Origin of the sequence: Sorangium sp. So ce836, assembly GCF_028553905.1 — a bacterium.
GTDB classification, from domain to species: Bacteria; Myxococcota_A; Polyangia; order Polyangiales; family Polyangiaceae; genus Sorangium; species Sorangium cellulosum_D.
The window spans coordinates 6,454,544-6,478,299 of record NZ_CP102233.1 but is presented as its reverse complement, the minus strand read 5'-3'; the positions used below and the strand labels follow the sequence as shown (position 1 = coordinate 6,478,299).

General features: G+C 73.6%; 17 protein-coding genes and 2 tRNA genes. 14 read left to right on the top strand and 5 right to left on the bottom strand.

Translation table 11 applies throughout. The features are described from left to right. The first annotated feature begins 297 nt into the window (after positions 1 to 297). From NQZ70_RS23480 to NQZ70_RS23435, 10 genes are all read left to right on the top strand, one after another. A complete protein-coding gene (locus tag NQZ70_RS23480) occupies positions 298 to 1,356 on the top strand; it encodes an SUMF1/EgtB/PvdO family nonheme iron enzyme (RefSeq protein ID WP_129576194.1) in 1,059 nt (352 codons plus the stop codon). A gap of 1 nt (position 1,357) precedes the next feature. Beyond that, positions 1,358 to 2,347, top strand: a complete 990-nt coding sequence (locus tag NQZ70_RS23475) for an SUMF1/EgtB/PvdO family nonheme iron enzyme (protein ID WP_129576193.1) — start codon at positions 1,358 to 1,360, stop codon at positions 2,345 to 2,347. 242 nt (positions 2,348 to 2,589) lie between these two features. Beyond that, a tRNA-Ile gene (locus tag NQZ70_RS23470) sits at positions 2,590 to 2,663 on the top strand. Between the two features lie 35 nt (positions 2,664 to 2,698). Further along, a complete protein-coding gene (locus NQZ70_RS23465; RefSeq protein ID WP_129576192.1) occupies positions 2,699 to 3,454 on the top strand; it encodes a zinc ribbon domain-containing protein in 756 nt (251 codons plus the stop codon). A 13-nt stretch (positions 3,455 to 3,467) separates the two neighbouring features. Continuing rightward, on the top strand, positions 3,468 to 4,763 hold the full coding sequence (locus NQZ70_RS23460) for a serine/threonine-protein kinase (RefSeq protein WP_129576191.1): 1,296 nt from the start codon (positions 3,468 to 3,470) through the stop codon (positions 4,761 to 4,763). A gap of 339 nt (positions 4,764 to 5,102) precedes the next feature. After that, positions 5,103 to 5,579: a hypothetical protein gene (locus NQZ70_RS23455; RefSeq protein ID WP_129576190.1), complete on the top strand. Its 477-nt coding sequence runs from the start codon at positions 5,103 to 5,105 to the stop codon at positions 5,577 to 5,579. Between the two features lie 153 nt (positions 5,580 to 5,732). Then, positions 5,733 to 8,006, top strand: a complete 2,274-nt coding sequence (locus NQZ70_RS23450; RefSeq protein WP_129576189.1) for a PrkA family serine protein kinase — start codon at positions 5,733 to 5,735, stop codon at positions 8,004 to 8,006. 8 nt (positions 8,007 to 8,014) lie between these two features. After that, complete coding sequence (locus NQZ70_RS23445; RefSeq protein ID WP_129576188.1) at positions 8,015 to 8,818, top strand: TatD family hydrolase; 804 nt, start codon at positions 8,015 to 8,017, stop codon at positions 8,816 to 8,818. 95 nt (positions 8,819 to 8,913) lie between these two features. Beyond that, a complete protein-coding gene (locus tag NQZ70_RS23440) occupies positions 8,914 to 10,302 on the top strand; it encodes a TonB family protein (RefSeq protein ID WP_129576187.1) in 1,389 nt (462 codons plus the stop codon). A 126-nt stretch (positions 10,303 to 10,428) separates the two neighbouring features. Further along, positions 10,429 to 10,505, top strand: a tRNA-Met gene (locus NQZ70_RS23435). Between the two features lie 62 nt (positions 10,506 to 10,567). Here the strand turns inward: NQZ70_RS23435 and NQZ70_RS23430 are convergent. Next, on the bottom strand, positions 10,568 to 12,082 hold the full coding sequence (locus NQZ70_RS23430; RefSeq protein WP_237245545.1) for a L,D-transpeptidase: 1,515 nt from the start codon (positions 12,080 to 12,082) through the stop codon (positions 10,568 to 10,570). A gap of 290 nt (positions 12,083 to 12,372) precedes the next feature. On the opposite strand from NQZ70_RS23430, the gene NQZ70_RS23425 reads away from it, so the two are divergent. Further along, a complete protein-coding gene (locus NQZ70_RS23425; protein WP_129576185.1) occupies positions 12,373 to 12,975 on the top strand; it encodes a dual specificity protein phosphatase family protein in 603 nt (200 codons plus the stop codon). On the opposite strand, the gene murJ is transcribed toward NQZ70_RS23425, so the two are convergent. Together murJ and NQZ70_RS23415 are read right to left on the bottom strand one after the other, a co-directional pair. Further along, entirely contained in the window at positions 12,944 to 14,599 is a 1,656-nt protein-coding gene (murJ, locus tag NQZ70_RS23420; RefSeq protein ID WP_129576184.1) for a murein biosynthesis integral membrane protein MurJ, read from the bottom strand. The genes NQZ70_RS23425 and murJ overlap by 32 nt on opposite strands. Before the next feature lie 60 nt (positions 14,600 to 14,659). Next, positions 14,660 to 16,216, bottom strand: a complete 1,557-nt coding sequence (locus NQZ70_RS23415; protein ID WP_129576183.1) for an alkaline phosphatase family protein — start codon at positions 16,214 to 16,216, stop codon at positions 14,660 to 14,662. 308 nt (positions 16,217 to 16,524) lie between these two features. On the opposite strand from NQZ70_RS23415, the gene NQZ70_RS23410 reads away from it, so the two are divergent. Then, positions 16,525 to 17,460, top strand: a complete 936-nt coding sequence (locus NQZ70_RS23410; protein ID WP_237245544.1) for a hypothetical protein — start codon at positions 16,525 to 16,527, stop codon at positions 17,458 to 17,460. Positions 17,461 to 17,682: 222 nt separating this feature from the next. After that, the gene (locus tag NQZ70_RS23405; protein ID WP_129576181.1) at positions 17,683 to 19,377 is read left to right on the top strand and encodes a sigma 54-interacting transcriptional regulator; all 1,695 of its coding nucleotides are present in this window, start codon (positions 17,683 to 17,685) and stop codon (positions 19,375 to 19,377) included. Between the two features lie 27 nt (positions 19,378 to 19,404). Here NQZ70_RS23405 and NQZ70_RS23400 read toward each other — a convergent pair whose 3' ends face one another. Then, on the bottom strand, positions 19,405 to 20,919 hold the full coding sequence (locus NQZ70_RS23400) for an NAD(P)/FAD-dependent oxidoreductase (RefSeq protein WP_129576180.1): 1,515 nt from the start codon (positions 20,917 to 20,919) through the stop codon (positions 19,405 to 19,407). A gap of 16 nt (positions 20,920 to 20,935) precedes the next feature. Beyond that, positions 20,936 to 21,832, bottom strand: a complete 897-nt coding sequence (locus NQZ70_RS23395) for an isoaspartyl peptidase/L-asparaginase (protein WP_129576179.1) — start codon at positions 21,830 to 21,832, stop codon at positions 20,936 to 20,938. A gap of 273 nt (positions 21,833 to 22,105) precedes the next feature. On the opposite strand from NQZ70_RS23395, the gene proS reads away from it, so the two are divergent. Continuing rightward, positions 22,106 to 23,662, top strand: a complete 1,557-nt coding sequence (proS, locus tag NQZ70_RS23390) for a proline--tRNA ligase (RefSeq protein WP_129576178.1) — start codon at positions 22,106 to 22,108, stop codon at positions 23,660 to 23,662. Positions 23,663 to 23,756 lie beyond the last annotated feature (94 nt).

Genomic DNA, 23,756 nt, shown 5'->3' with positions numbered 1-23,756 from the left:
AGCGGGCGGGGCGCGCTCCTGCGCGCGCGCCGCTCTCCCGGCGCTCTCGCGCCGCGCTCCCGGCGCTCTCGCCGCTCTCCCGCCGCTCCTTTCCGCATTCCCGGCGGCGCAGCGCGTTTCCCGTTTGCTCGATGCGCGGCGCGTCTTCCCGTTCTTCCGGCGCGCAGCGCGTCGAGACGCGCCGCGCCGGACATGGTCTTCCGGAGGTCCTGCAATTCTTCTCACGTCGCTGCGCCGCGAGCTGGACTATGAGGGGGCGCGCGGGGTGACGTGGAAGCGCAACCTAGGAGCATTCTGATGGCGGTCGGCGCCGGCGCTGCGCTCGGCGCGGTCGCGCTCCTCGCGCGGTACGCCCCCGAGCTCGACGCGCTGCTGCTCATGCCGCCCGCTCCGCCCGGGCGCTCCGCGGCCCTGCCTGCCGCGCCGCGCGCCACGGAGGCCGCCGTGCCGGCCTCCCCGCCGTCGGCGTCCGGCGCGCCCGGCGCGCCCGCTCGCCCGGGGGAGCCGGCGGCGTCCGCGGAAGGCTCGCCCCCCGAGCCGGCGCCGGTCCCCCGGGGCGCGCCGGCCGCCGCGACGCCGCCGGTCGACCGCTTCGCGGACGATCCGGCGGCGCGCGCCGCGTGTCCGGCCGACATGACCCTCGTGGAGGGCGATTTCTGCCCGTCCCTCCCGTATGTCTGCGCGCGCGCCGGCGACGGGATCGGCCACGGCTGCGCCGAGTACGCGCGCGGCGCGCGCTGCCGGGCGGCCGTGGACCCCCGGCGCTTCTGCATCGACCGCCACGAGTGGCCGAACCGGGTCGGCGAGCTCCCGCGCGTCTACGTCGACTGGCACGAGGCGAGGTCGCTCTGCGCCTCGATCGGCAAGCGGCTCTGCCGGCGCTCCGAGTGGATCCTCGCTTGCGAAGGACCGAAGCGCTTGCCCTATCCTTGGGGATTCGTGCGCACGCCGAGCCCCTGCAACATCGATCGCGCGGCGATCGCGTTCGACATCGGCGCGATGGTCGACGAGGAGACCCGCGAGGGCGAGATCGCGCGGCTGTGGCAGGCCGATCCGATCGGATCGCACCCCAACTGCATCAGCGCCTACGGGGCGTACGACCTCGCCGGCAACGTCGACGAGTGGACCGACAACCTCGCCGACGATCCGGGCACGTCGCGCCCGGCCACGCTCAACGGCGGCTACTGGGGCCCCGTGCGGAACACCTGCCGCCTCACGACGGGGGGGCACGGGCCGACCTTCAGGTTCTACCAGGCCGGCTTCCGTTGCTGCGCGGACACGATCGACGGCGTCGTCACGCCGCCGCCGCGGCCGTTCATCGAGCGCGACCGCGAGAAGGACGGCGTGTACGACTGACATGCGCGAGCGCCTCGCCTTCCTCGCCGCCCTCGCCGTCGCCGCCCTGGTGAGCGCGCTCCTCTTCGCCCCGCGCTTCCAGAGGCGGCCGGAGCCGCTCGACCTGTCGAGCGCGGCGCCGCCGGCCAGCGTCCCGCCGCCGGAGCCTGCGCCGCCCGCGCCCGCGCTCGCGCCCCCTCCGCCGCCGCCGCTGCCCGCGTACGTGCGCGTCAACCCGGCGAGCGCCACGGCGTGCCTCGGCGGGATGGTGCTCGTGGACGGCATCTACTGCCCCTACGTCGGCCACCACTGCGCCTCCTACATCGACGAGGAGAAGGACATCTGCGCGCGGTTCGAGCCCGAGGTCCTCTGCGAGGGGCGCCTCCAGCACCGGCGCTTCTGCATCGACGTCTTCGAGTACCCGAACATCGAGGGCGTCCGCCCGGCGGTGATGGTCAACTGGCTGGAGGCGAAGCGCGCCTGCGAGGTCGAGGGCAAGCGGCTCTGCTCCGGCGAGGAGTGGGAGTTCGCGTGCGAGGGCCCGCAGATGTGGCCCTATCCCTATGGAATCGCTCGGGATCCCGAGGCCTGCAACATCGACAGGAAGATCGCGATGCCCGTGCTCGAGGTGTTCGGCGACCCCTGGAAGATCTCGGCGGAGGTCGAGCGGCTCGACCGCCGGGTCGCGTCCGGGGAGATGCACCGGTGCGTGAGCCCCTTCGGCGTGCGCGACATGACCGGCAACGTCGACGAGTGGGTCAACAACGAGCTCGGCCACCTGGACGAGCAGCCGTTTCGATCGACGCTGAAGGGCGGGTACTGGGGGCCGATCCGCTCGCGATGCCGCCCGGTCACCTCGACGCACAACCGGTGGTTCCGCTTCTATCAGGTCGGGTTCCGCTGCTGCGCCGACGCGCTCGACGGGGGCAAGGCCGTGTCCCCCGCCGCGAAGACGGCCCGCATCCCGCGCCGCAGCACGATGGCCGATCCGGCCGGGCGGCAGGGGCCGTGAGCGATCGCGGGGCGCGCGCCGTCCGCCGCGGGGCGAGCGCCGTCGACCGCGCGCTCCGTCCGCCGCGGGGCGAGCGCCGTCCGCAGCCGGCGATCTCGCGCGGCCGAGCCACCCCGGACCGCGGCGGCGCCGCCGTGAACCTGGGCGGTCGAAGCGCTCCCCTTCCAACTGCGCGCCGCTTGGACTACGTTGTCGGCCGGTGCGAAAGTGGGCGGACCCGAGAGGGCTTCGCTCGTGCACCAGGGCCTATAGCTCAATCGGTCAGAGCCCCCGGCTCATAACCGGGCTGTTCCTGGTTCGAGTCCAGGTGGGCCCACGAAAGCCACGAAACAGAAGGAGACAAGGAAGCACGTGAGCATCCGCGAGCAGATCGCATTCCTCGAAGAGCTGTCGGCCATCGACAGCGATATCCGCCGCATCGATGAGCAGCTCGACAAGCAGCGCGGCAGCCTGGAAGGGATGCGGTCCGAGCTGAAGCGGCTAGAGGAGCGGCTGAAGGCCGATCGGGAGACCCTGGCGGTCATGGAGAAGACGCGCTCCGAGCTCGTCGTCGAGCTCCGCCAGATGTCGAGCCAGATCGAGCGATCGCGGGAGAAGCTGCAGCGCTCCCGCAACGAGCGCGAGTCGAACGCGGCGCAGCGTGAGATCGAGGAGCTGCGCAAGCTGCACCGCGACCGCGAGGAAGAGATCGAGCGCCTGAACGCCGCCTCCGAGGGCGCGCGCGGGGCGATCGAGCAGGCCGAGGCGAAGCGCGTCGAGCTCGCGGGGGCGATCGACGGCAGCGCGCCGGGGACGCAGGCGTCGCTCGCGGCGCTCGAGGCCGAGCGCGCCCAGCGGGCCGAGGCGCGCCAGCAGGTGGTCAGCAAGCTGCCGGTCGTCCTGTACCGTCGCTACGAGTCGATCCGCACGCGCAGGCCCGTCGCGATCGCCCGCACCTACGACGGCACGTGCCTCGGCTGCCACCTGTCCGTGCCGCCGATGATGTTCCAGAAGATGCGCCGCCAGGAGGAGTTCGAGCGCTGCCCGAACTGCAACCGGATCCTCTACTACATGCCGCCAGAGCCCGCGCCGGGCAGCTCGCCGGCCGCGGACCCCTCCCGCGCCTGACCCCGGGTGCGGCTTGAAGACCTGCTCCGCCTGCTTCAGGCTCTTCTCACAGGACAGCGGCTTCTGCCCGATCGACGGGCAGCGCCTCATCCCGGTCGCGCAGGCCTCGCCGCCGCGGCACCCGGACGACCGGCGCGTCGGCGCGACGCTCTGCGGCGGGCGCTATCAGGTCTGGCGCATCGTCGCGGACGGGGGCATGGGGCGCGTCTACCAGGCGCTCGATCTCCACGCTGGCCGCAGCGTCGCCCTGAAGATCCTCCACCCCGAGGTCGCGCTCGACGAGGTGAGCGTCGAGCGCTTCCACCGCGAGTTCGAGGTCAGCGCGTCGCTGCCCCACGAGCACATCGTCGAGGTGCTCGCCTTCGAGAGGACCGAGGACGACAGCTTCGCGCTGGTGATGGAGTACCTCGAGGGCGAGGAGCTGCGGACGGTCCTGAAGCGCGACAAGGTGCTGCCCCCCGAGCGCCTCGTGCGGATGCTGTCGCAGGTGGCGCTGGGCCTCGTGGAGGCCCATGAGCGCAAGGTCGTGCACCGCGATCTCAAGCCGGACAACATCTTCCTCGTCGGCACACACGACGGCGACCGGGTGAAGATCCTCGACTTCGGCAGCATGCGCGACAACAGCGAGGGCGCGAAGAAGCTGACCGTCGTCGGCACGACGATCGGCTCGCCCTTCTACATGTCGCCCGAGCAGGCGCAGGGGCTGCTCGCGCTCGACCACCGCGCCGACGTCTGGTCGGTCGCGGCGATCGTGTTCGAGTGCGTCACGGGGCGGGTCCCGTTCCACGCGCCGACCGGCCCGATGATCCTCGTCGCCATCATGGGCAGCAACCCGCCGCCCCCGAGCGTGGCGGGCAAGGCGTACGGGGTGCCCGCGTCGCTCGATCCGGTGATGGAGGAGGCGTTCATGAAGAGCCCGGAGGCGCGCCTCCCGTCCGTCGGCCTGCTGGCCGATCGCGTCGGTCAGGCGTACGGCCTCGCGGGGTCTCACCGCGACTGGGCGCACATGCCGCAGAAGGAGCTCGCGGCCCGGATCCGCGCCGCGATGCCGGCCGTGCTGGCCCGCCACCCGCAAGGGGCCGCGAGCGCCGGCGGCGACGCGCGATCACTCGCCGGCGCTGCCGCTGCCGGCGCCGAGCGATCGCCCGTCGCCGCCGCGGTCGCCGCGCCGTCGACGGGCGCCGCCGACGCGTTCGCCGAGGATATCGTCATGGGGGTGCCCCAGCGCTTGCCGCGGTGGGTCGTCCCCGCGGTGGCCAGCGTGGCCGTGCTGCTCTGTGCGCTCGTCGCCCTGCTGATCTCGCGCTGAAATCGCGGCTGGAGACGTCTCCGATCGCGCGCCCGTCGCAGCGCCGCGGCGCGTGAGGCTGTCGCGGTGCGTGAGGCCGTCGCAGCGCCGCGGTGCGTGAGGCCGTCGCAGCGCCGCGGCGCGTGAGGCCGTCGCAGCGCCGCGGCGCGTGAGGCCGTCGCAGCGCCGCGGCGCGTGAGGCCGTCGCAGCGCCGCGGCGCGTGAGGCCGTCGCAGCGCCTGCGCCCGTCCTCACGGGCTCGGGGGGCCCCCTGTTCGCGCGGAAGCCGCCGCTGTGTTATTTGTGTTGACCATGAGCACTCATCCTTCAACTCGGACCCGCAAGCCTCTCCCCGCCGCGATGTGCCTGATCGCTCTCTCCGGGCTCACCGTCGTCGGCTCGGGGTGTAGCCAGAGCGAAGCGGCGACCTCCCGCGGCGTCGCGGATGTGCCTGCGGCATCACCCCAGGGCGGAAAATCGAAGGTCGAGGATGCGGTCTACACCCTCGAGATGAAGCCGGCGGGGACGTACAAGGCCGGCCAGGAGGGGGTCGTCGAGGTCTCGCTCCTGTCGAAGGGCGACTACCACATCAACGACAAATACCCCATCAAGTTCAAGGTCACTGAGCCGGCCGCCGAGGGCGTCACCTACCCGAAGGCCTTGCTCAAGCGAGAAGACGGCGTGTTCGAGGAGAACAAGGGCGTCCTCAAGGTCCCGTTCGTCGCGGCCAAGAAGGGCAAGGCCAAGGTGGCGGGCGTGCTCTCCTTCAGCATCTGTAGCGCCGCGAACTGCCTGATGCAGAAGCAGGAGCTCGAGGCGGTCATCGACGTGCAGTAGGCACAACGGTAAACTCGGCCTCACGTGAATAACGACACCTCCGGTAGCCGGGGGGGCCAGCCCATCGCGGTCGGCCCCAGCCAGACAGTTCAAGGCAGTGCGGCGGAGCGGGCTCGAAAGGCCCTCTCCGAGCTCGACACCATCGCCACATCGATGGCCCGGCGCTTCAACGAAGAGCAGCGGGTCCTCTCCTTCCAGCAGTACCTGGAGCTGTTCGCTTCGAACCCGGTCCGCTTCGGGCGCGACGCGGCTCGCTACGTCCGCGACATGTTCGATCATTTCGGCACGCGGACGATCAAGAAGCCCTGGGGTGAGCTGACCCGCTTCCAGCTGTTCGATCTTCCGTGGGAGCTCCCTGCGGCCGGGGCGGCGCAGCAGGGCGCGACGTCGTCAGCCGCATATCACGGGCGGGATTTCGCGCTGATCGGCCACGAGGAGCTCCAGGCCGAGGTCTACCGGGTGCTCTGCAACTTCGTGCGCGAGGGCAGGGCCAACCGGCTCATCCTGATGCACGGGCCGAACGGCTCGGCGAAGAGCACGCTCGCCGCCTGCATCCTGCGGGCGCTGGAGCACTACTCGACCCTCGACGAGGGCGCCCTGTACCGCTTCCACTGGGTCTTCCCGAGCCGCAAGACGACGCGCGGATCGATCGGCTTCGGCGGCGACGTGAAGGCGAGCGCCGCGGACGGCACGAGCTACGCCCACCTCGAGGACGATCAGATCGACGCGCGGCTCGTGATCGAGCTCCGGGACCACCCGCTGTTCCTGCTCCCGGTGCGCGAGCGGCGCGCGCTCATCCTGAAGCTCTACGAGGACGCCGGCGCGACGGAGCCGCCGCCCGAGTGGCTGATGAGCGGCAAGCTGTCCCACAAGAACCAGCAGGTCTTCGAGGCGCTCCTCGTGGCGAGCAACGGCTCGCTCGCCGAGACGCTGCGGCACGTCCAGGTCGAGCGATACTTCATCTCGCGCCGCTACCGCGTCGGCGCCGTCACGATCGGCCCGGAGCTCTCGGTCGACGCCGGCGAGCGGCAGATCACGGCGGATCGCTCGCTCGCCTCGCTGCCGACCTCCCTCCAGGCGACGACGCTCTTCGAGGCGCACGGCGAGCTCATCGAGGCCGCCGGCGGCGTGCTCGAGTTCAGCGATCTCCTGAAGCGCCCGCTCGACGCCTTCCGCTACCTCCAGCTCACGCTGGAGACCGGCGAGGTCAGCCTGCCGCAGCAGACGGTGCAGACGAACGTCGTCATGGTCGGCAGCGCCAACGACGTGCACCTCAACGCGTTCCGGGAGCACCCGGAGTTCCCGAGCTTCCGCGGGCGCTTCGAGCTCCTGCGCGCGCCCTACCTCCGGAGCTACCTCGACGAGCAGACGATCTACGACGCGCAGATCGTCCCGTTCGTGACCCGCCACGTCGCCCCGCACGCGACGCGCGTCGCCGCGCAGTTCGCCGTGCTCACCCGCATGCGCCAGCCGGAGGCGAAGCGGTACCCCGACGCGCTCGCGCCGCTCGTGTCGAGCCTCACCGCGGTCGAGAAGATGGAGCTGTTCGCGACGGGCACGGCGCCGGAGCGGTTCGACGCCGAGGCGCAGAAGGTCCTGCGCGCGGGCATCGAGGCCATCTACCACGAGAGCGACGCTTCCGTGGACTTCGAGGGGCGGCTCGGCGTCTCGCCGCGCGAGGTGCGGACGCTCCTGCTCGACGCGGCGCAGAGCCCGGACCACGCGTGCCTCTCGCCGTTCGCCGTGCTCTCGGAGCTCGACGCGCTCTGCAAGCGGCAGGCGGAGTACGACTGGCTCAAGGAGAAGCAGCTCGCGGGCGGCTACCACGACCACCGGCTCTTCCGCGAGGTCGTGCGCACGCGCCTGCTCGACACGATCGAGGAGGAGATGCGGTCGGCGAGCGGCCTCGTCGACGAGACCCGCTACGCCGAGCTGTTCGATCGGTACATCTCCCACGTCGGCGTCTGGGTGAAGGGCGAGAAGATCCGGAACCCGCACACCGGCGACTTCGAGAACCCGGACGAGCGCATGATGCGCGAGGTGGAGGCGCTGCTCGGCGTCCGCACGAAGCACGACGACCACCGGCGCGGCCTGATCTCGGCGATCGCCGCGTGGGCCATCGACCACCCGGGCCAGAAGATCGTGAACGCGGTCGTGTTCCCGCAGCAGATCCGCAAGCTGCGGGAGGCGGTGTTCACGGAGCGGCGCAAGGGCGTGGCGCTGCTCGTGCGCGACCTCGTCGCGCTCCTCCGAGACGCGCAGGGCGACGGCAAGTCCGAGAAGGGCTGGGGCGAGCTGCGCGAGGAGGAGCGCAGGAACGCGACGCGCGCGCTGGAGCGGCTGCGCGGGATGGGCTACTGCGATCGCTGCGCGCTCGACGCCGCGAGCGCGCTGCTCCGCGCGCGCTTCGCGGAGCTCGTCACCTGAGCCGAAGCATGCTCATCGACTCGCACTGCCACGTCGATCCTCACCATTTCCGCGAGGGCGCGGACGCCGTCCTCGACCGCGCGCGCGCCGCCGGCGTCGACGCGTTCGTTGTCGTCGGTGTCGACGCGGATCTGTCCGCGGCGCGCTTCGCCGCGGATCTGGCGGCGCGGCGCGCCGACGTGCACGCCGCGGTCGGCGTCCACCCGCACGACGCCTCCGCCCTGGATGACAGGATGCTCGCGGAGCTCGAGGCGCTGGCGCGCCGCACCGAGGTCGTGGCCGTCGGCGAGATCGGCCTCGACTACCACTACATGCACTCGCCGAAGGACACACAGCAGCGCGTCTTCGCCGACCTCGTCGGCCTCGCGCGGCGGGTGCAGAAGCCGATCGTCGTCCACACACGCGAGGCGCCGGAGGACACGCTCGCGATCCTGGAGCGCGCGGGCGCGAGCGACGTGGGCGGCATCATCCACTGCTTCTCCGAGGATCGCGCGTTCGCCGAGCGGGCGCTCGCGCTCGACTTCGATCTCTCGTTCTCGGGCATCGTCACCTTCAAGAGCGCGCGCGCGATCCAGGAGGTCGCCGCGTGGGCTCCCGGGGACCGGATCCTGGTCGAGACCGACAGCCCCTACCTCGCGCCCGTGCCGTTCCGCGGCAAGCGGTGCGAGCCGGGGCACGTGCTGCACACGGCCCGCTTCGTCGCGGAGCTCCGGGGCGAACCGTTCGAGGCGCTCGCCGCGCGCACCGCGGAGAACACCCGCCGGCGGCTGCGGCTCCCGAAGGGCGACGCGCCCGCCGCGCCCGCCGCCTGAGCCGCGCCCGACGTCGGACACGAGCGCCGCGCTCCTTCCGCCGGTTCCGCCTCCGGGCTCGCCTCGTCTTCGTTTCGAGGCATAGTGACAGGACGATGCAGCGATCACGCGACGGCCGCCGGATCGCCTCCGCGTGGGCGCTCTCCGTCGCTGCACACGCCGGGCTCGTCGGGGCAGGCGCGGCGATCGTCGCGGGCTCGCTCTCGACGCAGGAGGTGACGGTCGCGCGCACCGCCGGCGCGCCGGCCGCGCTGAGCGCGCCGATCGAGATCGAGCTGCCGGTGGTCTCGGACGGCGCGCTCGACGGCGCGCCGGCGGTCGCGCCCGAGCTGCCCGCGAGCCTCGCGCGCGGCGGAGGCGAAGCCGCGGCGCGGCCGGACACGGGCCGGCGCGGCCGCGGCGGCACGGACGCGGCCGAGCTGCCCGCGCTCAACCTCGCGGACAGGGACGACGCGACCTTCCTGTCGCCCGAGGTCCGCTCGCGGCTCGACAGGAGCCAGATCCAGCGCATCCGCTCGTCGTCGCGCCGCGCGTCGCGCGAGGACTGGCGCGCCAGCCGGGAGCCCATGGAGCTCACGTTCCTCGCGGGCGGCCGCGTCGGCAGCCGGCCCGAGCGACGGGCCGCGGCCGAGCGCGATCCGTCGATCGGGGCGCGCGAGAGCGGCGCGCCCGAGCATCGGGGCAGCGTGCTCGGCGCCGCGGCGCGGCCGGCGGGCGCCGAGGGCGCGGCCGACGCGTCCGGCGCGACGCTGTCCCTCGGAGCGAGGCCGCGCGCGGCCGGCGGGGCCGTGAAGGGGGGCGAGCGCGCGTCCGCGGGGCTCGGCGTGCGCGACGGGCGGCCCGGCGCGGATCATCGCGACAGCGCGGCGGTCCCGCTGGCGCGGCCGATGGTCGCCACCGGCACGCCCGCGATCCCCGCCGACGTCGCGGGGCGCCCGAACGACACGGTCGACAGCGAGCAGGAGGTGGCGACGGCGATCCAGTCGCTCGTCCATGCGAGCTCGGCCGGCGGCGCGCGCGGGCTCGGTCGGGGCGGAGAAGCGGGGCCGGGCGCGACCGGCTCGGGCGGCGTGGCGGGCAGCGGCGCGCGCTCCAGCGCGCTCGGCTCCGGGCGCGGCCGGCTGCTCGACGACGATCCGCTCGATCGCCGCCGCAGCCTCTACATGCGGCAGGTCATGGCCAAGCTGCACCCGCTCTGGGCCGACGCGTTCCCCAAGTGGGCCGCGGGCGAGGGGCTCCAGGGGACCGTGATCGTGACGTTCGTGATCCGGGCGGACGGGACCGTGAGCAGCGCATCGGTGACGCGGCCGAGCGGCATCCCGGAGTTCGACGAGAATTGCCGGCGCGCGGTGCTGCGCGGCGCGCCGTACCCGCCGGTGCCCCCCGAGCTCGGCGAGAGCTTCCGGTGGTCGATGCCCTTCGAGGCCAGGAACCCCGCCGTCCTGCCGAAACACCCCGCGCGGCCGATGAACGATGAGCGATGAACGATGCGCGCCGCGACCCGAGCGCGTCGCCCGAACGCGTCGCCCGAACGCGTCGACAGCGTCGCCCCGCGCAAGACATCGCTTGACAGGGTGGGGACGGGGCGGTACTAGTCCGCCCTCACTTTTGCCGAAGTAGCTCAGCTGGCTAGAGCAGGCGTTTCATACGCGCCGGGTCGGGGGTTCGATTCCCTCCTTCGGCACCAGAAATGGTGACAGTCGTCCGCTGGTATCCCTGAATCGGGTGCCAGCGCTTGCGACATGCTCCTCAAGGGCGGACGTGGACGAGGGTTCCTTCCTCGCCGCCGCTGTGTACGGCGTGCCAGCCGTCGGGGAGCTCCGGCTCGGCCCACAGGAAGATGCGCCGCGCGTCGATGGGCGTCAGCGCGATGTCGTGGAAGCCTTGCGCTTCGCCGACCCCGGCGCCCCAGTACATGCCGGTGATCGCGTGGCCCGGCGCGAAGTCCATCACCCACGGGGCGTCGGCGACGTCGAAGCTGTCGGCGACCTCGCGCGGATCGATGTTGCGCGTCACGTGCTTGCTCCTCACGCGGAAGGTGCCGCGCGCCGTCGACGCGCTCGACTCCGGGTCGCGGAGCCGATCGCGGCCCGAGGAGATCAGCGTGGCGTAGATAGGCTTCTGCCCCTCGTAGGCCGTCAGCGTCTGGTTGGCCAGGCTGACGTCGAGCCAGCGCTGCGAGCCCTTGGCGAACTCGGGGAACTTGGAGCGCCGCACGATGACGACGAGGTCCTGCGCGCGCAGCCAGAAGCCGTCGCGCGCCTCCTCGAAGCGCGTGCCGTCCACCGTCCTGAACTTGCCCGTGAGCGGCACGCCCGTGCGCCGCTCGAGCTCCTCGTCGTTGGGCGTCGCCTTGCCGCGGCCGATCGACCACGTGGTGACGTCGTGGCGATGCACGAACGCCACGGGCAGCCCGACCTCCTCGACGTCGAGGCCGTGCCACGGCGAGCCGAGCGCGGCCTGCAGCCGATCGGTCGGGACGAGGCGGCCGTCCGGCGTCACGCCGAGCCTGCGGCCCTCGGCCTCTCCCGCCGTGAAGGTGCGCGTGATCGCGACCCCGCTGCCCTTGCGCAGCGCCGCCGTCTTCGTCGCGGCGCGCAGGTCGACGGGCGCGCCGTCCTTCGCGCCGAGCTCGATCCCGAGCGCGGCGAGGGGCGGGAGCGGCGCGATCGCGTCGGCGAGCGGGAACACGAAGTAGCCCGACTCGGTCCTCCGCCCGTCCTCGCCGACGCCGTGCCGCTGCGGCAGCAGCACCGGCGGCCCGGTGGCGACGCCGCGCTCGTCGAGCGGGACGTCGTTGGCCGACGCGCCGAGCTGCGCGTCGCTGCGCTGCGCGCGCTCGAGGTGGCGCTCGAGATCCGGCTCGGCGCGCCGCAGCTCCTCGCGGCTCGGCACCCCGGAGTACGCCGGGGTGCCCTGCGTCCTCGCGCGTCCGTAGCGGTAGGGCAGGGGCCGCGACAGGTCGGGGGGCGCCGGCAGCACCGCGACCACCTCGGTGTGCAGCGTCGCGCCGTCGCCCGCGCACACGAAGCCGCGGGGGCGGATCGCGTACCACCCGCCGCTGCACCCCGCGCGCCCGTACGGCTCCGACGACCGCACCACGGCGGCGCCAGGATGGAGCTCGCCGAGCTTGCGCGCGCCGGCCTGCGGGCGCGCGAGCACGGGTGTCCCCGCGCGCAGGGCGACCAGCTTGGGCCCGTCCGCGGGCAGCGCGACGACCTCGGGCTCGTCGCCGTCGCCCGCTTCGTCCTTCGATAGCTCCACCGACGCGCCTCTCGCCTCGCAGCCGGACAGGGCAGCCAGCACCAGGGCCAGGCTCGCGAGCCCGTCGAGGCGACGCGGCCTCTGGCCGCGCGCGGAGCGTCGCGGCGCGCAGGGCGGCGGCGCCCCGGGGTCCGGGGGCGACACCGGCCGGGAGGGCTCCGTCGGCATGGAAGCGAGCGGCATCGGCCGACGCATGCCCGACCTGCGCGCCCTGGGCCAAGTTCCAGGGCGCTGCGCGACGCGCGCGCGCCGCCCGGCCGCTGGCGCCGCGCGCGCGCCGACGCCATGAGATGCCCGTGCGCCTCCGCCCCGCGCTGGTGTTTCTCCTGCTCGCGCCCTATGCCGCGGTTTTCTATGCGTTCCTGGCGCTGCGCCGCGCCGCCGCGTCGTTCCGACCGCGGCACCCGTGGCGCACGTGGGTGAGCCCGAACCTCCTCATCGGCGGCTTCCTCCTCCCCGGCGACGTCGCCGAGCTCCGGCGCCTCGATGTCCGCGCGGTGATCAACGTGTCGCGCGAGCTCTACGACCCGGTGCTCGCGCTGCGCGCGGCGGGCGTCGAGTACCTCCGCGTCCCGTGCTGGGACATGTGCGCCCCCACGCTCGAGCAGGCCGCGCGCGGCGTGGCGTTCCTCGAGCGCCACCTCGACGCTGGCCACCGCGTCCACGTCCACTGCGCGAGCGGCGTCGGCCGGAGCGTCACGATCGCGCTCTGTTATCTTGCCACCCGCGGCGGCCTCGAGGTCGGCGAGGCGATCGCCCTGCTCGAGCGGCAGCGGCCGCGCGTCGCGCTGAGCCGCGCGCAGCGCGCGTTCGTCGAGCGCTACGTCGCCTGGCACCGCGAGGGCGCGGCGCCGCGGGCGCTCACCTCCTGCGCAGGAGGGATCGCAGGCTGAAGAGCCCGAGCGCGGGCGCCGCGACCGCGAAGGCCCCGCCGCAGCCCGCGAGGATGAGCGCGGCGCCCCACGGCGTGGCGGCGATCGCCTCCGGCAGCGCCGCCCGGAGCGCCGCGCCGCAGCCGACCGAGACCGCCGTGAGCGCGGCGACGCGGCCGATCCGGATCTGATCCAGCCCGAGCCCGCCGATCGCGCGCCGCACGCGGAGCGCGAGGGCGATCGCCTCGACCCACCCGGCGATCACGGCGCCGAGCACCACGCCGAGCACGTCGAGCCGCCGCATCAGGAGGAGCGCGACGGCGGTGCTGACGAGCACGCGGTAGAGCGCGTAGCGCGCCGGCGTCCTCGTGTCCCCCAGCGCGAACGAGGCGGTGATCAGCACGCGCCCCGCGGCGTTCCCGAGCAGCGCGAGCCCGTAGGCGCCCACGAGCGGCTCGACACGCGCCGTCGACGCCCGATCGAAGGTCCCGGTCTGCAGCAGCAGCGTGATGAGCTCCCGCCCGAACACCAGGAACACGGCCGTCGCCGGCGCGGTCAGCACCGTGATCCGCGCGAGCGAGGCGCCGAGGCGGCGCGACAGCGCCTCGTTGCGCCGCGCGACGTCCGCCTCGGCCGTGTCGCGCGCCATCTCGGGCAGGGCCACCGCGGCCTCGCCCGTGCCGAGGATGCTCATCGGCAGGAGGTAGATCGTCTGCGCGTAGTTGAAGGCCGCGTTCGCGCCGGCGCCGAGGAAGCTCACGAGGAGCGTGTCGACCAGCCCGGAGACCTGGATGATCCCGCGGCCGAGCAGCGCGGCGGGCAGCTTCCCGGCCGCCTCCCGGACGCTCGGGTCCTTGGCGTCGAGGCGCGGCGCGAGCCCGCCGAGCAGCGCGCGGGCCGAGGGGAGCAGCAGCGCAAGCTGCAGCGCCGCGCCGGCGAACGCGCTCCACGCGAGCGCCTCGGCGAGCGGCTCCCCGCGCATGCCGAGCCACGCCCCGCAGGCGAGCAGCCCCGCGATCTGGGCGGCGCTCCACGCGACGGGCGCGGCGTAGGGGAGGAAGAACCGGCGGTGCGCGTTCAGCACGCCGAGCCCCCACGCCGAGAGCACGAGGAGGCCGGTCATCGGGAAGATGATCCGGACGACGCGCGTCGTGCTCGCGAGCTTGTCCTCGTCGAAGCCCGCGGCGACCAGGAAGGACAGCCACGGCGCCGCGAGCACGCCGAGGAGCGACGCCGCCGCGGCGGCGACGAGCAGGAGCCCGAGCGCGGACAGCGCGAAGTGCGCCGCGCGCCGCGCGTCGCCCGCCGCGCGGAGGCGCGCGTAGACCGGGATGAAGGTGGCGGAGAGCGTCCCCTCGCCGAGGAGGTTCTGGGTGATGTTCCCCGCGCGGAACGCCGCCGCGATCACGTCGGCGAGCTCGGAGGTGCCGAAGAAGTGCGCCGTCACCCGCTGGCGGATCAGCCCGACCAGGCGCGAGAGGATGATCCCCGCGGTGACCATCGCCGACGATCGAGCCGCGCTGGGCGCCGCCTCGGGTCCGGCGGCCGGCCGGCTCGCGCCGGCCGCCGCGGCGGCGCCAAGGGCGGCGCTCGCCGGCGCGGTCCCTGCCGGCGTGGCGGCGGGCGGATCGGGGTCGGGCGGCACGGCGCCGCTTCTATCAGACCTCCCGCCCCCGGGCGACCTCGGCGCCGGCCGGCCGGCGGCTCAGTCCCGGAGCCTCGCGGCGCCGAGCCGCTCCGCGTGCGCCAGCACCCGCCGCGCGACGTCGGGCCCCTCGCGCCGGCGGTCCAGGTGCCGCGGGATGACCCCGCGCTCCGCGGCCTCCCACAGCTCCGGCTGGGAGATCCCGGTCTCGGTCCGCGAGCGCAGCCGCGACAGGGAGACCTCGACCGTGGGGAGGGCGATCGGCGCCTGGGGATCGCGGAGGAGCGCCGGGTCGATGCAGTACGACAGGTCGTTCGCCCCGCCGGAGCGCGCGTTCAGCCTGGGGAGCTCGAAGCGCACCTCGAGCGTGCGGATGACCGACGCGTGATCGAGCACGGTGCTCACCGCGCAGCCCCTCCGGACGAACGGGCCCGCGACGATCGACGGGACCCGGAAGCCGAGCTGCGAGAACAGCGGATCGTCGTCGGTGGTCGTGGGCGGCGGCACGTGGTCGAAGAAGCCGCCGTGCTCGTCGTAGGTGATCACGAGCAGGCACCGGCCCCACTGCGGGCTCCTCGCGAGCGCGTTGTAGACGCTGGCCATGAGCACCTGTCCGAGCTGCACGTCGTGGTCGGGGTGATCGTCGTTCGCGGTGGCGCCGAAGAACTGGGGATCGATGACGGAGAACGCGGGGAGGAGCCCCGCGGCCGCGTCCTCGAAGAAGCGCTCGATCCCGGAGACGCCCTTGAACTTGAAGTACGCCCCCGAGCACCACGGCACGTCGTGGTAGTAGTTCCTGCTCGAGATCCCCGCGTCGCTCAGCAGCTCGAACACGCTCGTGAAGCGGGTGACCGGCACGTTCCTGGAGACGCCCCTCGACGTGGCGCCGTGCAGGAAGAACCGGTTGGGCCAGGTCGGGCCGAGCACCGAGCTGAACCAGCGCTCGCAGATCGCCGACACGTCGGCGAGCGCGTAGAGGATCGGCAGGTGCTCGCGCACGTGATAGCCCATCACGTCGCGCTGATCCGGCCCCGCGTGGGCGAGGACGAACCCGTCGTTCATCCCTTGATTCCACTGCGCGTGGGCCGCGTCCCAGCTGTGCGGCGGGTCGGCGGGCGTGAAGTTGTCGAGCTGGAAGGGGGAGACCAGCGCGCCGTCCGGCGCCCGGTTCGACTCGTTGCCTGTCAGGCCGTCGATCTGCCTGCCCTCCTTCAGCCGCAGCGAGCCGAGGTAGTGGTCGAACGACCGGTTCTCCATACACAGGACGACGATGGTGCTGATCGGCGCGAGCAGCTCGGCGGGGCTCAGGCCCCCCGTGTCGACGCAGCCATCCGCAGGAGCGCCGCCGGCGCCGCCAGCTCCCGCCGGTCCCGCGCCGCCCGCTCCCCCGGCGCCGTCGCTGGCTCCTCCAGCGCCGCCCGCTCCCCCAGCGCCGCCCGCTCCTCCGGCTCCGTCGTTCCCGCTCGAGCTGCCCGAGCTCGAGCCGGCGTCCTCGAGCATCGTCGCGCCCTCCGTGGCGCTGCATCCGAAGGTCGCGGCGCCGAGCGCCGCGCCGAGCCCCGTCAGCACATGCCGCCGGGTCAGGGGATCACGCGGCGGTACATTCTGTTTTTTCATCACACACAGGATCCTCAGGAACCCGAGGCCGAGAAAGGACTTTTGATGTCCCTCGACTCGACGTAACCGTCGAGTAACCCACGTGACCCTCCGCGAACACCGGCGCGACTACCGGCGTAACGAAGAAAACCTTTCTTTTCGCGAGGTCTGCCGGGTGATATGGGTAGAAATCGCGGGGGCCTACGTTTGCACTCTGCCACCTTCCGATGAGCTCGAATCCGCTCCCACCTACGCCAGCAGGGACAGATACCGTCGAGAACGGCCGGTCGATCGGGCCGCTGAGGCCGCTGCGGCTGTGCATCGTCGACATGAACAATGGCCACGTGAACCAGGCGATGCGCTGCCTGCGCGGGCTTGCCGCAGCCTTCTTCGAACGTGTCCAGAAGCACAATCCGGGCGTATCTTGCGAGGTTGTCGAGGTGTCGCCCCGGGACACCAACGCGCCGATCCCCACGGACTGTGATCTGTACCTCTCGTCGGGCGGCCCCGGCTCTCCGTTCGACGGCGAGGGCGAGCCGTGGACGCTCGACTACGCGCGCCTCCTGGACGGCGTGGTCGAGTCGGCGATCCAGGGGGGCGCGGACCGGCGGGCGCTCTTCGCGATCTGCTACTCGTTCGAGCTCGTCGTCCACCATTACCGGCTGGCCGACGTGGTCCCGCGCGCCGACCGCAAGTTCGGCGTCATGCCCATCTACACGACCTCGGTCGGCCAGCAGCACCCGCTGCTGTCTCCGTTCGGCGATCGCCTCTTCGCCTTCGAGCACCGCAACTGGGAGGCGGTGAACCTCGACGAGCGCCGCTTGGGCGGCCTCGGGGGCCAGCTCCTCGCCCGCGAGAGCCGCGACGGCATCTCCAAGGGCCGGGCGATCCTCGGGCTGCAGGTCGCGCCGGGGGTCGAGGCGGTCCAGTTCCATCCGGAGGCGGATCGCGCCGGCGTCATGAGCTGGCTCTCGCGCCCCGAGCAGGCGGCCGCCTTCAAGGCGACCTACGGCGAGGTCACCTACCACGCGATGCTGCGCACCCTGGACGATCCCAGGCGGCTCGCGCGCACCTTCGCGCTCGTGATTCCAGGTTGGCTCGGCCGCTGCTTCAACGAGATCGCCGGCGCCCGCGGCTACGCGGAGCTGCCGCCGATCGAGGACGCCCCGTGCCCGCGCTTCGCCGCGCACTGCCGCCCCGACGATCCGCCCACGCCCTCCGCGCGCACGCCGATCCCCGGTGAGCAGGTCGCGCGCGGCGCCTGAGCCGCGCGCGGCGCGGCACAGGATCCGCGCGCCGAGGGGCCGCGGGGGGGGGGCTGCCCGAGGCGCCGACGAGTGCCGACGAGTGCCGACGATCGCCTGCTCGCGCCTTGCGCGCCGGCCTACCTGCGGCTTATGGTCATGGGATAAAGGATGATCGCGAGCAGGGCTCGCGGACCAGCATCCGGCGCCGGGGGCTGCTCTGGCACGCATGAGAGAGAACGCATGAATCACTCGCGTCCGGCCGCTCCGAGGAGTCTACCGTCGCCGGACGTCCGCGAGCCGGGCGCGCCCGAGGAGGGGCACTGCGGCGACGCGTCGCCGGCCGAGGCCTCGGCCGCCCAGCGCTCCGCGCCGGCCGAAGACCCCGACGCGCAGGAGGCTCAGCTCGATTCGCAGCTGGGCGTGACGGATCCGATCGCGATGTCGCAGGTCCGTGACGCGTTGAACCAGCTGAGCCGCGAGCGCGGGACGCAGCCGGACGTGCTGCTCATCATCTATCACCGGCACGGCGCCGAGACGGTGCGGCTGAACGAGGGGGTCGGGGTCGTCGTGGGCCGCGATCCGAGCGCGGACGTCGCGATCCCGGAGCGCAGCCTGTCGCGGCGCCACGCGCGCTTCACGTTCCAGCGCGGCGACGTGCTCATCGAGGACCTCGGCTCGACGAACGGCACCTTCCTGAGCGGCCATCGCGTGGAGCAGGGCATCCTGAAGCCCGGCGACGAGGTGGTGCTCGGGGAGATCACGGCCTCGCTGCGCGTCATCGCGAGCGCGGAGCTGCCGGTGCTCCACCTCGACGCGCTGGACGCGCGCGCCCTGGCCCCGAGACACCTGCCGAGCGCCGACAACCTGATGGGCGGGCCGACGCCCGTGGGCGGCGTGCGCGCGGTCAGCGACGAGGGGCTCGTGATGCGCAGCCCCGCGATGCGGCCGGTGCTCGAGACCGCCATGCGCCTCGCGCGCTCGTCGGCGCCCGTGCTGCTCCAGGGCGAGACGGGGACCGGCAAGGACGTGCTCGCGCGGCTCATCCACGAGGCCGGCCCGCGCCACAAGAAGCAGCTGGTCCACCTCGGGTGCAGCGGCGTACCCGCGCAGCTCCTGGAGAGCACGCTCTTCGGCCACGAGGCCGACGCGCTCCCGGGCGCCGCCCAGGCGCAGGAGGGCGTCTTCGAGGCGTGCGCGGGCGGCACCGTGGTGCTCGACGAGGTGGGCGATCTCCCGCCGTCCTCCCAGGCCGCGCTGCTGCGCCTCCTCGACACCGGCCGCATCGTCCGCATCGGGTCGACCAGGGAGATCGAGGTCGACGTGCGGATCGTCGCGACCACGTACCGCGATCTCGAGGCGCTGTGCGAGGCGGGCACGTTCCGCTCGGACCTGCTCTACCGGCTCAACGCGGTGCCGCTGCGCATCCCGCCGCTCTGCGAGCGGCGCGAGGACATCGGGCCGCTGGCCCAGCGGTTCCTCCGGCAGGCGAACGAGGCGCACCGCCGCAACGTGCGCTCGATCGATCCCGAGACGCTCGCGCTCCTGGAGCAGTACCCCTGGCCCGGCAACGTGCGCGAGCTGCGCAGCGCGATCGAGCGCGCCGTCGTCATCGCGCGGGGCAGCGTCATCACCCCGCTCGACCTGCCGGAGAGCATCAACGCCCTCGCGGCGCGCCGGCTCTCCACGCCGCCGCCGCCGGACCGGCCGCTCGTCGAGATCGCGCCAACCAGCACGGGGCCGATGATCGGGCTCAAGGCGCAGATGGACCGGCTGGAGACCGAGATCATCCTCGAGGCCCTCCGCGCGACGAACGGCAACCTGGCGATGGCGGCGCGGCGGCTCAGGATGCCGCTGCGCACGCTCCAGGAGAAGATCACCACCCACGGGCTGAAGCGCTCCGATTACCGGGACGGCCCGCCGTCGCGCTCGAAGTAGGGCGCGCGCGAGCGGAGCCCCGGCGGCTCAGCCTTCGTCCTCCAGCACGGCCAGCGCGGCGTTGTGCCCGCACGCGCCGTGGACCCCGGCGCCGGGGTGCGCGTACGACGAGCCCAGGTAGAGGCCGCGGACCGGCGTCCGGTAGCGGAAGTAGGGGAACACCGGCCGGAAGATGAGCTGATTCCGGATGTCGGCCGAGCCTCCGCCGAGGTCGCCGCCGATGAGGTTCGCGTTCATCGCCTCGAGGTCGTCGGGCGCCCAGATCTTCCGCGCGAGGATCCGCCGCCGGAAGCCGGGGGCGAGCTCCTCGATCCGGGCCTCGATGCGATCGGCGAAGCGCTCGCGCGAGGCGGCCCAGCCCCCGTCGATGGAGGAGGGGACGCGCGAGTAGGCATACAGGGTGTGGCGCCCGGCCGGCGCGCGGGTCGGATCGACCAGCGACTGCTGCCCGATGACGAGGTAGGGGTGCTCGGGGAGGACGCCGGCGCGCACCTGGCGCGTGAACTCGGCGAGGTCCTCGAGGCTGTCGCCCGCGTGCACGACCGCGGCGCGCGCGGCGTCCTCGTGGGACCACGGCGCCGGGCCGTCGAGCGCCCAGTCCATCTTGAAGGTGCCGAACCCCTGGCGGAACCGGCGCATGGCGCGCTGGACCCGGGCGGGGACGAGCTCGGGCGCGAGCAGGCGCAGGTAGAGCGTCGGCGCCGCGAGGTCGGCGACGATGGCGCGGCGGGCGCCGATCTCCTCGCCGTCCGCGAGCCGGACCGCGACGGCCCGGCCCTGCCTGGCGATGATCTGCTCGACCCGGGCGCCGCAGCGGAGGCTGCCGCCGCGCTCCTCGATGCGCCGGAGCAAGGCGCGCGTGATCGAGCCGGCGCCGCCCTCGGGCACCGCGAAGCCGCCGCTCGAGGCGAGCAGGGTGAGCATGAAGCCGACGATCGCGCCGCAGGGGTCCTCGGGGCCCACGTCGGTGTGGAGGGCGAGGCCGGGGACGACGCGCCGGGCCGCCTCGGTCCGGAACGTGCGCGTCGAGAAGCCGCGGCCGCTCGAGAGGGCCACCTGCGCGAGGCGGAGCAGGTTGAGGGGCCCGAAGCGGAGCAGCGCCCCGAGGGCGGGCGGCGTGGACAGGAGCGCCTTGAGCAGCCGCTCGACCGTGGCGGCGTGCCAGCGCGCGATCCGGCGCCACGTGGGGCCGTCCTCGCCGAGCGACCTCGCCGTCGCCTCGACGTCCCGCGCGATCGAGGCGCAGGTCCCGTCGGGCGCCGGGTGGGCGCTGTCGATCGGCGCGTGCCGCCAGACGAGGCCGGCCCCCGGCAGGTCGAGCGGCAGCAGCGCGGGGCTCGTCTGCCCGAAGGGGAAGAACGCCGCGCCGAGATCGTGGCGGAACCCCGGGAGCGTCACCTCGCGCGTGCGCACGGCGCCGCCCGGCTCCTGTTCGGCCTCGAGCACGAGCACCGACAGGCCCGCGCGGGCGAGGTACGCCGCCGCGGTGAGGCCGTTCGGTCCCGCGCCCACCACGATCACATCAGGGTCTCCGCTCTGCATCGTCGTCTGCGGCTCCTCAGCCCACGAGCTGCGCGCTCGGCATGGTGCGGTTCGAGGCGATCGCCTGGCCGCTCCGCCCCACCACGAGCAGGCCGACGGCGATCACGTCCGGGAACATCGCGACGCCGCGCTGCGCGGCGCGGGCGGGCGCGACGCCGTCGGCGAGCCAGTCGTAGACCGTCCGCGCGAGGAGGCGGCGCGCGATCTCCTCGCCGACCCCGGTCGCCGCCACCGCCCCGTGCGGGCCGGCGTAGATCCCCGCGCCCATCAGCGGCACGTCCCCGACGCGGCCGCGGAGCGAGAAGGTCGACCCGCCCGTCGACGCCGCGGCGGCGAAGCGGCCGTGCGCGTCGCGAACGACGGCCCCGACCGTGTCGCACTCGATCGGCTCGGCGTCGAAGTTCCAGAACCGCTTCGCCGTGAGCGCGTGGAACCGCGCCGCGTCGTTCGTGGAGTCGCCGTCGCCCCCCTCGCCGCGCAGCGCGGCGAGGGCGCGGCCGTGCCTCTCGCGCGCCGCCTCGGTGGCCGGATCGTGGTCGGCGAACCCGAGCCGGCGCGCGAACGCGGTCGCGCCCGCGCCGGCGAGGATCAGGTGGGGCGTCTCCATCACCTTCGCCGCGACCAAGACGGGGTTCTTCACCCGCTCGACGCACGCGACGGCGCCGAACCGCCCGTCGCTGGCCATCACGGCCGCGTCCATCTCGATCGTGCGCCCGTCGAGGCGGAGGTTCGAGCCCGTCCCGGCGTTGAGGCGCGGGTCGTCTTCCAGGCGCGCGGTCGCAGCGATGGCCGCCGCGAGCGCCTCTCCGCCCGCGTCGAGCGCGCCGAGCGCCTCGTCGGCGGCCCTGGCGCAGCTGTCCGCGCCGTCTTGCGGCGCGGACACCCCGCCGTGCGTGAGGATGGCGTATCTCACGTCGTTCTCCTGCGCGTACCATGGCCGCGCGCCGCCGCGAAGCCGGCCGGGCGCGCGGCCGCCGGGGGGGGCGGGCGCGGGGCCGCCCCGCGGGGAGGCCGCTCGGCTCCGGGGCAGGACCGCTGCGCTCGACACCCTGCCGCGCTCCTGATACGTCGCGCGCTCAGCCCGGAGCGCGGCAGGCGCCAGCCGACCGCCCGCTGCGGGACGAGCGCGGCCAGGTCCAGGGCCGCCGCGAAGCCGCCCATCGAGGAATCGAGGAGAGCAGAGACCGTGGCCAAGAACGAAGCGCCGAAGACCGCCATCACGCCCACGCGCAACGAGGACTACCCCGAGTGGTACCAGCAGGTCGTGCGCGCGGCCGACCTCGCGGAGAGCTCCCCGGTCCGCGGCTGCATGGTCATCAAGCCGTGGGGCTACGCGATCTGGGAGAACATCCAGCGCGAGCTCGACAGCATGTTCAAGGCGACCGGGCACAAGAACGCCTACTTCCCGCTGTTCATCCCGAAGTCGTTCCTCGAGAAGGAGGCGGAGCACGTCGAGGGGTTCGCGAAGGAGTGCGCGGTGGTCACCCACCACCGGCTCGTGCCCGGCCCCGGCGGCGGGCTCATCCCCGACCCCCAGGCCCGGCTGGAGGAGCCGCTCATCGTGCGCCCCACGTCCGAGACCATCATCGGCGCGGCGTTCGCGAGCTGGGTCCAGAGCTACCGGGATCTGCCGCTGCTGATCAACCAGTGGGCGAACGTCGTGCGCTGGGAGCTGCGGACGCGCCTGTTCCTGCGGACGGCGGAGTTCCTGTGGCAGGAGGGGCACACCGCGCACGCGAGCGAGGCCGAGGCGCGCGAGGAGACGCTGCGCATGCTCGGCGTCTACGCCACGTTCGCGCGCGACTTCATGGCCATGCCCGTCCTCGAGGGTCCGAAGACGGCGAGCGAGCGCTTCCCCGGCGCGGTCGACACCTACGCCATCGAGGCGATGATGCAGGATCGCAAGGCCCTGCAGGCCGGGACGAGCCACTTCCTGGGCCAGAACTTCGCCAAGGCGAGCGGCATCAAGTTCCAGACCAAGGAGGAGACCGAGGAGTACGCCTGGACGACGTCCTGGGGCGTGTCGACGCGGCTCGTCGGCGGCCTGATCATGACCCACAGCGACGACGACGGCCTGGTGCTCCCGCCTCGCCTCGCGCCGGCCCACGTCGTGATCCTGCCGGTGTACCGGGGCGACGACACGCGCGCCAAGATCGACGAGTACATCGATGGGCTCGCGAAGGAGCTCCGGGCGCAGCGCTTCGGCGAGCGGCGCGTCGAGGTCGAGATCGACCGGCGCGACATCCGCGGCGGCGAGAAGCAGTGGGAGTGGGTGAAGAAGGGCGTCCCCCTGCGGATCGAGATCGGGCCGCGCGACGTCGACGGCGGCGTGGCCATGGTCATGCGCAGGGATCGCTCGCCGAAGGACAAGGCGAGCATGGCGCGCGCGGAGCTCACGGGGCGCATCACGGAGATCCTCGCCGACATCCAGGCGACGCTCTACGCGCGCGCGCTCGCGATGCGCGACGCGAACACGCACGTGATCGACAGCCGCGCCGATTTCGACGCGTTCTTCGGGTCGAAGGGGGGCAAGGAGGCGCCGGGCGGCTTCGCGCTGGCGCACTGGTCCGGCGATCCGGAGGTCGAGGCGGCGGTGAAGGACGCGCACAAGGTGACCATCCGCTGCATCCCGACCGGCGGGTTCGAAGGGGCGCCGTGGGCCGACGCGCTGACCGGCGAGGGGACGTGCATCTTCACGGGCAAGCCCAGCCCGCGGCGCGTGGTGTTCGCGAGGTCGTACTGAGCAGCGGCAGCCGCCGGCTCACCGGGCGCGCGCGGCGTCGCCGGCGCGCCCGCCTTTGCGGGCAGGTCGGCGCGCGCATCGTCGGAGCAGCGGC